An 11,432-nucleotide genomic window follows, 5' to 3' on the forward strand; every position below is an offset into this window, starting at 1 on the left:
CAAGCCGTGAAATCAGCGAAGCGCTGAAAGCGAAAGGCATTGATATGCTGGATGAGAGTAGATTTACCACTTCCAGTATGACCAATAAGAGCTGTAAAGGAACCCTGAGGGATTTTTAAAGAGACATCCTTTAAGGCAATATATGAAAATGGAGTGTTTTCTCCATATATATAATTTACTTTTTTAAATTCAATTGACATAATTCTTTCACCAACTTTGCTTTATTTATGATTGGTTTAATTGGATAGCCTGAATCATGAAGTTTTTTAGAAATCTTATAGGCAAATGGTACATCTAAGCCAATACGTTCTAACTCTTCCTTTTGTGTTAATACTTTTTCAGGAGTTCCTTCATCAATAATATGACCATTATCTAATAATATGACATGATCTGAAAGAGCTGCTTCTTCTATATCATGAGTAATAGAGAGAATAGTCATATTCTGTGTTTGATTGAGTTCATGAACAAGATTGTTGATTTCAATCTTACCGCGAGGATCAAGCATACTTGTGGCTTCATCTAAAATAATAATAGATGGATGCATTGCAAGGATTCCTGCAATGGCGACACGCTGCTTCTGTCCTCCTGAAAGTTTTGTAGGTTCATGATCTAGGAATTCAGTCATGTTGCCTTTTTGCGCATATGTCTGAATGATATCTTCCATATCTTCTGTAGGAACACATAGGTTCTCTAAACCAAAGGCAATATCATCTCTGACTGTTGAACCAATAAACTGGTTATCAGGATTTTGGAATACAATACCTACCTTTTCTCTAACATCATAGAGATGTTCTTCATCTAAGTGGATACCATCTACAGTGATATCACCTGTTTTTGGTTCAAGTAAACCAATAATTAATTTCGCAATCGTACTTTTACCAGAACCATTATGACCTAATACAACTGTATAGCTGCCTTTAGGTACTGAAAAAGAAATTTGATCAATTGTTTTGGCACCTTCTTCGTACTCAAAACTTAGATTATTTATGTCTACCGCATTTGCCATAGTTAGCCTCCTAATTATTAAAACACGTGTTCTAAGTGTATCATTTTATTTTTGTTTCATCAATATATTCATATTCTGAGTACTGATCATCTATTTCCCCGGCAATACCAAGTTTATAGTTAAGATTTTCTTTATAGTTAAGTGAGAAATAACAGCTATAAAGAATATCTAATATACAGGTAATAGATTCAGTGGATGCAAAATCACCAATCTTAGTATTCAACATTTCTCTTGATGAGATTCTTAAGCTCACATCTGATAATTTAACAAGTGTACTTTTAGAAATACTTGTAATCGCAATAATTGGTGTATGTTTACTTTTTAGTTTCTTCGCAAGATGGATTATATGTGTTGTTTCACCAGAATAAGAGATAATAATGGCACAGTGTTCAGGACTACTCATGGATGCTTGAACTAGGTCATTACCAGATATCATAACAGTATCGATGCGTTCTTGAATAGAATACATCTTCTGGGCAAAAGATTGAGCCAAATGTTGTTTATTAGGTCTTGTATATATATCAATATACTTGGCATCTCTTAAGAGTTTTAATGCATTCATAAGATCATCATGTTTCATCAAGTGTTTTGTATCTTCTATTGTCTCTTCATGTAGTTTAAATATATTATTTGATATAACAGAAATATCATCACTTATTAGAAACGGAATAGACGCATCGATGTCCTGAGATGCATACATATACTCTAATTCTTCTAGAAATGCTTTTTTGAATTGATTCCAGCCATCATAACCCATTTTCTTTGCGATACGTATTAATAGTGAAGGGCTAGTAAAAGTTGCTTCAGCGATCTCTTTAGTAGTCATATTTTTGATATCCATGCCTTTATTTAAAATAAATTGGATAATGAGTGCTTCAGAATCACTGAAATGTGTTTGTTCAATTTGATGAATGATCATAGTTTTCACCTCTATCGCCCATTATAGTGAAAAGAGGTCTAAAACGCAAAGAAAACAGCTTTTAGGCTGTTTTCTTTAAGTCTTCTATCTTTTGTTTAAATTCTTTCAGTCGTCTTTTTTCTTCTTGATAGCTAGAATAAAGATGATCGACTTCATCCATATAGTATTGATTTTTCTCTTTTGAGAAATAATGCCCTATGCTGTTTTTAGCACGTTCATTTAGTTCTTTTTTTATTGCTTCTAGATTTTCCATATGACCTATTAATTGATTCTTCTTTTTATCATATGTTTTCTCTAGTTTTTCTACATTTATAAGTATATCGTTATTCTTATCAATGTCTTTTAAGTGTTTCTGATCATTAAAATAACGATTGAATGAATCTTTTGCTTTACTAATAGCCTTCTTATAAAGCTCATCTTTGTCATCACACTTCAACTGAGTGGATAATATATGCAAAGATATATTATAGTGATCGGAAGTGGGAGTTTGATTTACTGAAGGTTTTGGACGCTTTTTGCTGACTTGTCGAGGGTCATTGGAATTTGTATAAGAAGCTTGCTGAAGGCTTTTTATGTTTGATTTCATACTAGTGACTCCCTCATTTCCGATTACAGTTGTATCATAATCAAGAATTTACTTGATGACAACAGTATTTTTTCAATTGTAAACAACGTATACAAATGAATTCCCTTACAATGTGAAATTGTGTGAATGAATTTTGAGTATGAAAAAATACCAGAATTCATCTGGTATTATTTCTTAAGAGCAGCTAATTTTTTCTTTAAATCTGCAATTCTGTTAGTTTCTTCTTCATAATCAGCCAACATCTGATTAACAGCTTTCTTTGCATATTCAGCAGCATCATCAGTAAATGTCTTATTTAATTTATCTGTTGCTGTAACTTCGATTTCTTTCTTTAATGCATTAAGGTTTTCTACATGACCATCTAACTGAGCTTTCTTTTTATCAATGATTTTTTCGATTTCTTCTGCATTACAAACTACATCTTGTTCATGATTTTCTGGGAAAACTGGTGCATCTTTAAAGTACCGATCATAAGATTCTTTTGCTTTTTCAATAATTTTGTTAGTGTTCATAATTATTTCCTCCATTATTTCTTGATTTCATCAAGCTTCTTTTCTAAATCATCAATTCTTTTTCTTTCTTCTTCATAATCTTTAAGCATCTGGTTAACAGTTGTCTTAGTATATTCTTCTTTATCTTTAGAGAATGTGTTATTAAGAACCATTGCAGATTCACCTTCAAGTTCTTTCTTAAGTGTATTTAAGTTATTAACATGTCCTTCAAGCTGATTTACTTTTTTATTGATGATTTCCTTCATCTTTTCTTTATCAAAGACTACATCCTGTCCATGGTTTTCTGGTAATTTTGGTGCATCCTTGAAATAACGATCATATGAGTCCTTTGCCTGATCTAAAATCTTTTTAACATCTATATTCATAATTGCTTCCTCCTCTTTTCTTTACGAGTTCATCATAGTCTTATATTTACTCATAAACAATGATTTAAAAACTACTTTAAACCTAGTTGACAAAGAGAAGCACTTACATTTTATGATTTTGTGAATACCATTTACAAAATAGAGGAAAATAAAAACCCCTATGAAACCATAGGGGATTTGTGATTAGAATAATCCGATGATTGCCATTGGGGCATTGTCACCTTTACGGTTATAAGTTTTGATAACTCTAGTATAACCACCGTTCTTACCTTTGAACTTAGGTGCAACATCATCAAATAGAACCTGTACAGCTGTCTTTCCAGTTGCTGGATCTACTACATTCTGAAGAATAGCAGCAGCCTGTCTTCTTGCATGAAGATCTCCTCTAATACCAAGAGTGATTAATTTATCAACGACTTTACGTACTTCTTTAGCACGAGTAGCAGTTGTTTCAATCTTACCATGCATGATGACATCAGTAGCTAAGTTACGTAACATAGCTTTTCTATGACTAGATACACGGCCTAATTTTCTATTGTTTGCCATTAGTGTACTCCTTCCATAAACTTAGTCCATTGGTTTAAAACCAAGACCTAATTCATTTAATTTTTCTTTAACTTCTTTTAAAGACTTCTTACCAAGGTTACGAACCTTAATCATATCGTCTTCAGTCTTAGAAGCTAATTCTTGAACAGTCTGAATTCCTGCTCTCTTTAAGCAGTTGTATGAACGTACAGAAAGGTCAAGTTCTTCAATAGTCATATCAAGAACCTTGTTACCTGTATCTTGCTGTACTTCACTCATAACGTCCATATTCATTGCCTGATCAGTTAATTCAACGAACATATTTAAATGTTCAACTAATACTTTTGCAGCAATTGCAAGAACTTCATGAGGTTTAATTGAACCATCAGTTGTAATCTCCATAGTTAACTGATCATACTTTGCTGACTGACCAACACGAGTTGGTTCAACTAAATATGCTACATTAACAACAGGAGAGAAGATAGAATCAGTAGGAATTACGTCAACACTGTTAACGAACTTCTTATTCTGATCTGCACTCATGTAACCTCTATCTTTATGAGCATACATTTCCATATAGAAATGCTGACCTTCAGCAACATGAGCAATTACTAAATCATTAGAAATCATCTTAACTTCAGAAGGACATTGAATATCTGCACCAGTTACAGTAGCTGGACCAGTTACATCAATAACCATTGTTACATCTTCATCAGAATCTAATTCGAATACTAATTTCTTAATATTTAAGATGATAGCTGTAACATCTTCTAAGACACCATCAACTGCTGAGAATTCATGAATAGCGCCATTGATTTTTACTGCAAATACTGCAGCACCTGGCATAGATGATAATAATACTCTTCTTAAAGAGTTACCTAAAGTAGTACCAAAACCTCTTTCTAAAGGTTCGATGATAAACTTACCATAATTTTCATCTTCATTGTATGTATCAACAGTGAAATTTGCTTTTTCAAACTTTTGCATTGTTTCCCTCCTCTTTGAGATATTTATTTTATATAAATGTAATATAAATCAAATTATCCACGAGGACGTTTTGGTGGACGACATCCGTTATGTGGGATTGGAGTAACGTCAGTGATTGCAGTTACTTCTAAACCAGCAGCTGAAAGAGCTCTAACAGCAGCTTCACGTCCTGGACCAGGACCTTTTACACATACTTCAACAGATTTCATACCATGATCCATAGATGCCTTTGCAGCAGCTTCAGCAGCCATCTGAGCAGCATATGGAGTAGATTTTCTTGAACCTTTGAATCCAAGAGCACCAGCGCTTGACCAGCTAATAACGTTACCGTGTTCATCAGCAACTGTTACGATTGTATTGTTGAATGTTGAATGAACATGAGCAATACCTTTTGCTATATTCTTCTTTACACGTTTTTTACCACGTACAACTTGTTTTGCCATTTGTTCTGCCTCCTACTACTTCTTCTTTCCAGCAATTGGAGTAGCTTTACCTTTACGCGTTCTAGCGTTAGTCTTAGTTCTCTGTCCACGTACTGGAAGTCCTTTACGATGGCGAAGCCCTCTGTAGCAACCAATTTCCATTAATCTCTTAATGTTTAACTGAGTTTCTCTACGAAGGTCACCTTCAGTTTTAATATGTTCAACTTCTTTACGAATTTTTGTTTCTTCTTCTTCTGTAAGATCCTTTACTCTAACATCTTCAGAAACGCCAGCAGCTGCTAAGATTTTCTTAGCTGTTGTTGGACCAATACCATAGATATAAGTTAAAGAAACTACCACACGCTTATCGCGTGGGATATCAATACCAGCTATACGAGCCATTGTCTATTGTTCCTCCTAAAAATAATTAACCTTGTCTCTGTTTATGCTTTGGGTTTTCACAGATTACCATTACTCTACCCTTACGCTTGATTACTCTGCACTTGTCGCAGATTGGTTTTACAGATGGTCTTACTTTCATCTTGTGTCTGCCTCCTTTGGGAAGATCTATTTGTGTCTAAATGTGATTCGCCCACGTGTTAAATCATATGGAGAAATTTCTACTGTTACTTTGTCCCCTGGTAAAATGCGAATGTAATTCATACGGATTTTACCAGAAACGTGAGCTAAAATAACTACTCCATTATCCAGCTGGACTTTAAACATTGCGTTTGGTAATGTTTCTACGACCGTTGCCTGGACTTCAATTACGTCATCTTTCTTCTTTGCCAAAATCGATCAACTCCTTATGTACCTTTGTCATGATTTCATAGCCATCTTCAGTGATAGCTACAGTATGTTCATAATGTGCAGCTAATGAATGGTCTGCAGTCTTAACTGTCCAATTATCATCCATTACTTTAACCTCGGCTTTGCCTAAATGCGCCATAGGTTCAACTGCAATACACATACCTTTTCTTAATTTTGGTCCTCTGCCTGGTTCACCCCAGTTAGGAATGCTAGGATCTTCATGAACCTCTGTGCCAATGCCATGTCCTGTATAGTCTCTAGGCGTTGAGCAGCCATGACTTTCAAGGTAAGTCTGAACAGCATGTGAAATATCAGAAACTCTGTTACCTGGTTTAACTTGTTCTAAACCAGCATAAAGCGACTGTTCACATACTTCCATAAGATGTTTTGCCTGCGGAGATACATTGCCAATCGCAAATGTCCACGCAGAGTCCCCATGATAACCTTTCCAGCATGCACCTACATCCACAGAGATAATATCTCCATCTTTAAGTACATAACCATTGGGAATGCCATGAACGACAACATCATTTACAGACGTGCAAACAGCACCAGGAAAATTATAAAGATTTAAGAAAGATGGTGTACAACCATTCTTTCTTATAATCTTTTCACAGAAATCAGATACCTGTTCTGTTGTTAAACCCGGTTTAAGCCATTTAGCGAGTTCCTGATGAACTAGACCTACAACATGACCAGCATGTCTCATTAGGTCAATTTCACGTTCATCCTTGATTGTAATCATTATTTGGCCTCCAGATTTTTCTTGATATCTGCATAAACAGCATCCATAGACTGGTCGCCATTAACGTTAGTTAATTCGCCCTTCATTGTATAATAGTCAATAAGTGGTCTAGTCTGCTTTTCATAAGTATCAAGTCTAACCTGTACAGCTTCTTCGCTCTCATCAGGACGCTGATAGAGTTCTCCACCACACTTGTCGCATACGCCTTCAGTTTTTGGTGGATTGAAAACGACATGATAAGTGGTTCCACAATCCTTACAAGTTCTACGACCTGAAAGTCTCTTGATTAACTTTTCAGATGGCACATCAATATTGATGACAGCATCAATATCAAAGCCAAATTCTTTCGCGATACTTTCTAGTTCTCTAGCCTGAATGATAGTTCTTGGGAAACCATCAAGAATAAAACCGTTCTTAAAAGAATCAATATTTTCCTTTAAGAATTCCCTTACCATTTCAACTGTGTATTCATCTGGAACAAGAAGCCCAAATTGAATAAAATAACTAGCAATTTCCCCGAACTTTGTTTTTTCCTTTAAAGCTTTTCTAAAAAGGTCACCAGTTGAGATCTGGTACAAGCCGTACTCCTCCACTAATTTTTTAGCCTGAGTCCCTTTGCCTGCCCCAGGAGGGCCCATAAGAATAATATTCAAATTCTATTCCTCCTTCTAATTGCTACTTTCTTATATAACCATGATATTCTCTTCTTGTCAACATACTTTTTATTGCTCTTACAGTTTCTAACGCAACTCCTGTTACGATAATCAATCCTGTACCCCCTAGAGACAATGCATTATTTGATGTCATCTTCCAGATTTCTGGAGCGATGATTGGAATAGATGCAATGATTGCTAGGAATAAAGATCCTACCACAGTTACACGATTTAAGACAGTTCCAATATATTTCTTTGTATCATCACCAGTACGAACACCAGGAATTGCGCCACCACTCTTCTTTAAATCTTCACTAATCTTCTTAGCGTCAATCTGTAAATTAGAATAGAAGAATGTGAATAGAATAATCATAACGATATAGAGAACGAATCCTATAGGTTTCTGATAATTCAAGATATTGTCAATCATCTGAGTTGTAGAAGTAGACTTCATGAAACTGATGATTGTTCTTGGTGCTGCTAAAACTGATGCAGCAAAGATAACTGGAATAACTGAAGAACTATTAATCTTAATTGGAAGATTAGTAGATTCTTTAGTATGCATGACTGTCTGTGTATTTGTTGCATAGATAATAGGAATTTTTCTTATTGCTCCTTCTTCAAATACAACAAACACGACAATGGCTAAATATACGATAACAAATAAGATGTACCAAGCTAAGCTTGTTGCAGTCTTATAAGCACTTCCGAATGTAACCATTGATTTAAAAGACGAGATAAAACTATTTGGAAGGTTAGCGACGATACCAGTGAAGATCAATAGTGAAGTACCATTACCTACACCTTTAATAGTAATCTGATCACCTAACCACATTGTGAACATAGAACCTGCAGCCATAACTATAACTACATAAACATATGTCCAAATAGAACTACTCGCTAGAATACTATAACCCTTATCGAATGCATATGTCAATGACCCACCTTGAATTATTGCTAATGCAAGCGTTAACACACGAGTTACTTTATCCTTTTTCTTTTTACCTGTATTACCTTCTTTATTCCATTGAGCTAAAGCTGGGATAACATCCATAGATAATAACTCAATAATAATAGAAGATGTAATATAAGGAGAAACCCCCAAAGAAAATAATGAGAATTTCTCCAATGTTCCTCCACCAAGCATATTCATAATTCCGAAGATTCCTGAAGAGGTAGCGGCGCTTGTGATTGCACTTGTATCAATATAAGGAATCACAATGCCTGCTCCTAAACGGAATACGAATAGTATACCTAGTGTAAAGACGACCTTACGACGCAATTCACCTTTTTTAAATACTTCTTTAAAAAAGTTTAGCATCTTAGATCACCTCAGTTTTTCCACCTGCAGCTTCAATTGCCTTTACAGCTGATTTTGAGAATTTGCTAGCCTTTACTGTTAAAGCAACATTTAATTCGCCTCTGCCTAAGACTTTTAAACCGTCTAATGCTTTCTTAACTAGCTTAGCTTCCATAACTGCTTCTAAATCTACAACAGCACCATTTTCGAACTTATTTAAGTCTTCAACGTTGATGATTGCATATTCCTTAGCATTATGATTAGTGAAGCCACGCTTTGGTAAGCGCATGAATAATGGAGTCTGTCCACCTTCAAATCCTGGTTTCTTACCTCCACCAGATCTAGCGCCCTGACCTTTCTGACCTCTTCCAGATGTCTTACCATTACCAGAGCTTGTACCACGACCTACACGATTTCTGTTACGACGTGCGCCGTCATTGTATTTGAGTTCATGTAATTTCATTGTTTACACCTCCTACTTGTCTTCAACTTTTACTAGGTGTCTTACTGCGTTGATCATGCCTTTGATTGTTTCTGTTTCATACTTTTCAACAGAAGCATGCATTTTGTTTAATCCTAACGCTTTAAGAGTAGCCTTCTGGTTTTCTTTACCACCAATAGGGCTTTTTACAAGCGTAATCACAACTTTTTTATTTTCTGCCATTTTTACGCTCCTCCTATCCATAAATCTTTTCGACTGTGATGTCTCTTAATTCTGCTACCTGTTCAGCAGTCTTTAATGATGCTAAACCTTCGATTGTTGCTCTTACCATGTTAATTGGAGTTCTTGATCCAAGTGACTTAGATAAGATATCAGAGTAACCTGCTAATTCAACTACTGCACGGACAGGTCCACCAGCGATGATACCAGTACCTTTTGCAGCTGGTCTTAAGAATACTGAACCAGATTTGAAGTTACCTGTAATTTCATGAGGGATTGTACCATTAATTGATGGAACAGTGATAAGGTTTCTCTTAGCAGCTTCTTCAGCTTTTCTAATTGCATCAGGTACTTCGTTAGCTTTACCTGTACCGAAACCAACACGACCCTTTCTATCACCAATTACTACTAAAGCAGCGAAACGCATTTTACGTCCACCCTTAACAACTTTAGTAACACGGTTGATAGTAACAACTCTAGTTTCGAATTCCTTAGGAGCTCTCTGTCTTCTGTTGTTTTTTCTATTTCTTCTAGGGTTATTGCCTCTTCTAGAGTTTTCTCTAGAATTTTCTCTAGGTTTACGTTCTTCCATTATTTGACCTCCCTCTTAGAATTTTAATCCAGCTTCTCTTGCAGCTTCTGCAAGTGCCTTTACTCTACCATGATAGATATATCCACCACGGTCGAATACTACTACATCAATATTTTTAGCAAGTGCTCTCTTAGCGATTTCTGCACCAACAGCAGCAGCTGCTTCAATGTTTGAACCATTTTCTAACTTCATGTCTACAGAAGATGCTGATACAAGAGTTACACCCTTAGTGTCATCGATGATCTGTGCATGAATATGAGAGTTTGAACGGAACACATTAAGACGTGGTCTTTCTGGAGTTCCAGAAATCTTATTACGAACTCTAGCATGACGTCTTAAACGGATAACGTTACGTGATTCATTCTTTGCCATGATTCGATTTTCCTCCTTAGTTTATAACTACTTCTTACCAGCAGTTTTACCTTCTTTTCTGATGATATGTTCATCAGAATATTTAATACCTTTACCCTTATAAGGTTCAGGCTTCTTCCAAGCTCTGATTACTGAAGCGACATGTCCAACTCTTTCTTTAGAGATACCAGATACTGTGATTTCAGTAGCTGATGGACATTCAACTTTCACACCTTCTTCGATTTCAACTTCTACTGGGTGTGAATAACCAATATTCATTACTAATTTATTACCCTGCATCTGAGCTCTATAACCGATACCAACGATTTCAAGTTTCTTAGAGAAACCATCTTTAACGCCTTCGATCATGTTTGCAAGTAAAGCTCTAGTTGTACCATGTAACTGCTTGTTTGATTTTTCTTCACTGTGTCTCTTACATTCAATTTCATTACCATTAACTTCAATAGTAATTAAGTTAGAGAACTGTCTAGTAAGAGTTCCCTTAGGACCTGTAACAGTGACAGTGTTATCAGCAGCAACGTCTACGTTTACACCTTCAGGTACGATAATAATCTTTTTACCAATACGAGACATTGTTTGACCTCCTAAATAATTTTATTACCAGATATAAGCTAATACTTCTCCACCGATATTCTTAGCTCTTGCTTCTTTATCAGTCATAAGTCCTTGAGAAGTAGATAATACTACGATACCTAAACCATTTAATACTTTAGGAATTTCGTTTACTTTAGCATACTGACGTAAGCCTGGTTTAGAAACTCTCTTTAAACCAGTGATAACTCTTTCGTTACCTTTATATTTTAATGTAATAACAATATTCTTATGATTTCCTTCTTCATTTACTACGAAGTCAGTAACAAAACCTTCATTCTTTAAGATGTTTGCTAAATCATTCTTTAGGTTTGAGTAAGGGATAGAAACAGTTTCATGTTTCTGCTGATTCGCATTACGAATTCTAGTTAACATATCTGCAATTG

21 protein-coding genes are annotated in these 11,432 nt (G+C 35.3%); all 21 read right to left on the reverse strand.

The window, feature by feature from the left end:
- The coding region (locus ACT8VG_RS02845; RefSeq protein ID WP_444195161.1) for an ATP-binding cassette domain-containing protein at positions 1-200 on the reverse strand (200 nt) is incomplete at its 3' end.
- On the reverse strand, positions 176-1,006 hold the full coding sequence (locus tag ACT8VG_RS02850; RefSeq protein ID WP_444195162.1) for an energy-coupling factor transporter ATPase: 831 nt from the start codon (positions 1,004-1,006) through the stop codon (positions 176-178). The genes ACT8VG_RS02845 and ACT8VG_RS02850, both read right to left, overlap by 25 nt.
- Positions 1,007-1,046: 40 nt before the next feature.
- Positions 1,047-1,925 (reverse strand): MurR/RpiR family transcriptional regulator, encoded by an 879-nt coding sequence (locus ACT8VG_RS02855; RefSeq protein ID WP_444195163.1) that lies wholly within the window; start codon positions 1,923-1,925, stop codon positions 1,047-1,049.
- A 61-nt stretch (positions 1,926-1,986) separates the two neighbouring features.
- On the reverse strand, positions 1,987-2,511 hold the full coding sequence (locus tag ACT8VG_RS02860; protein ID WP_444195164.1) for a hypothetical protein: 525 nt from the start codon (positions 2,509-2,511) through the stop codon (positions 1,987-1,989).
- A 167-nt stretch (positions 2,512-2,678) separates the two neighbouring features.
- Entirely contained in the window at positions 2,679-3,023 is a 345-nt protein-coding gene (locus ACT8VG_RS02865; RefSeq protein ID WP_230310135.1) for a hypothetical protein, read from the reverse strand.
- 14 nt (positions 3,024-3,037) lie between these two features.
- Positions 3,038-3,388: a hypothetical protein gene (locus ACT8VG_RS02870; protein WP_187012195.1), complete on the reverse strand. Its 351-nt coding sequence runs from the start codon at positions 3,386-3,388 to the stop codon at positions 3,038-3,040.
- A 183-nt stretch (positions 3,389-3,571) separates the two neighbouring features.
- Positions 3,572-3,934, reverse strand: a complete 363-nt coding sequence (gene rplQ, locus ACT8VG_RS02875; RefSeq protein ID WP_006505650.1) for a 50S ribosomal protein L17 — start codon at positions 3,932-3,934, stop codon at positions 3,572-3,574.
- Between the two features lie 21 nt (positions 3,935-3,955).
- Positions 3,956-4,900, reverse strand: coding sequence for a DNA-directed RNA polymerase subunit alpha (locus tag ACT8VG_RS02880; RefSeq protein ID WP_022425040.1), 945 nt, complete (start codon positions 4,898-4,900; stop codon positions 3,956-3,958).
- Between the two features lie 53 nt (positions 4,901-4,953).
- Positions 4,954-5,343 (reverse strand): 30S ribosomal protein S11, encoded by a 390-nt coding sequence (rpsK, locus tag ACT8VG_RS02885; RefSeq protein ID WP_006505648.1) that lies wholly within the window; start codon positions 5,341-5,343, stop codon positions 4,954-4,956.
- 15 nt (positions 5,344-5,358) lie between these two features.
- Positions 5,359-5,724, reverse strand: coding sequence for a 30S ribosomal protein S13 (gene rpsM / locus ACT8VG_RS02890; protein WP_022425041.1), 366 nt, complete (start codon positions 5,722-5,724; stop codon positions 5,359-5,361).
- A gap of 25 nt (positions 5,725-5,749) precedes the next feature.
- A complete protein-coding gene (gene rpmJ, locus ACT8VG_RS02895) occupies positions 5,750-5,863 on the reverse strand; it encodes a 50S ribosomal protein L36 (protein WP_006505646.1) in 114 nt (37 codons plus the stop codon).
- Between the two features lie 26 nt (positions 5,864-5,889).
- The gene (gene infA, locus ACT8VG_RS02900) at positions 5,890-6,114 is read right to left on the reverse strand and encodes a translation initiation factor IF-1 (RefSeq protein WP_006505645.1); all 225 of its coding nucleotides are present in this window, start codon (positions 6,112-6,114) and stop codon (positions 5,890-5,892) included.
- Positions 6,095-6,877, reverse strand: a complete 783-nt coding sequence (gene map / locus ACT8VG_RS02905) for a type I methionyl aminopeptidase (RefSeq protein ID WP_022425042.1) — start codon at positions 6,875-6,877, stop codon at positions 6,095-6,097. Before map ends, infA begins: the two co-directional genes overlap by 20 nt.
- Positions 6,877-7,530: an adenylate kinase gene (locus tag ACT8VG_RS02910; protein ID WP_444195165.1), complete on the reverse strand. Its 654-nt coding sequence runs from the start codon at positions 7,528-7,530 to the stop codon at positions 6,877-6,879. Before ACT8VG_RS02910 ends, map begins: the two co-directional genes overlap by 1 nt.
- 22 nt (positions 7,531-7,552) lie before the next feature.
- The gene (secY, locus tag ACT8VG_RS02915) at positions 7,553-8,851 is read right to left on the reverse strand and encodes a preprotein translocase subunit SecY (protein ID WP_117458137.1); all 1,299 of its coding nucleotides are present in this window, start codon (positions 8,849-8,851) and stop codon (positions 7,553-7,555) included.
- A 1-nt stretch (position 8,852) separates the two neighbouring features.
- Positions 8,853-9,293, reverse strand: a complete 441-nt coding sequence (gene rplO, locus ACT8VG_RS02920; RefSeq protein ID WP_006505641.1) for a 50S ribosomal protein L15 — start codon at positions 9,291-9,293, stop codon at positions 8,853-8,855.
- Between the two features lie 12 nt (positions 9,294-9,305).
- A complete protein-coding gene (rpmD, locus tag ACT8VG_RS02925; protein ID WP_022425045.1) occupies positions 9,306-9,494 on the reverse strand; it encodes a 50S ribosomal protein L30 in 189 nt (62 codons plus the stop codon).
- A gap of 13 nt (positions 9,495-9,507) precedes the next feature.
- On the reverse strand, positions 9,508-10,083 hold the full coding sequence (gene rpsE / locus ACT8VG_RS02930; protein WP_117458136.1) for a 30S ribosomal protein S5: 576 nt from the start codon (positions 10,081-10,083) through the stop codon (positions 9,508-9,510).
- Positions 10,084-10,098: 15 nt separating this feature from the next.
- The gene (gene rplR / locus ACT8VG_RS02935) at positions 10,099-10,455 is read right to left on the reverse strand and encodes a 50S ribosomal protein L18 (RefSeq protein WP_022425047.1); all 357 of its coding nucleotides are present in this window, start codon (positions 10,453-10,455) and stop codon (positions 10,099-10,101) included.
- Between the two features lie 27 nt (positions 10,456-10,482).
- Complete coding sequence (rplF, locus tag ACT8VG_RS02940) at positions 10,483-11,028, reverse strand: 50S ribosomal protein L6 (RefSeq protein ID WP_117458135.1); 546 nt, start codon at positions 11,026-11,028, stop codon at positions 10,483-10,485.
- 24 nt (positions 11,029-11,052) lie between these two features.
- The gene (rpsH, locus tag ACT8VG_RS02945) at positions 11,053-11,430 is read right to left on the reverse strand and encodes a 30S ribosomal protein S8 (RefSeq protein WP_444195166.1); all 378 of its coding nucleotides are present in this window, start codon (positions 11,428-11,430) and stop codon (positions 11,053-11,055) included.
- Positions 11,431-11,432: the final 2 nt, after the last annotated feature.

The organism is Catenibacterium sp., from assembly GCF_052354645.1.
GTDB classification, from domain to species: Bacteria; Bacillota_I; Bacilli_A; order Erysipelotrichales; family Coprobacillaceae; genus Catenibacterium; species Catenibacterium mitsuoka_A.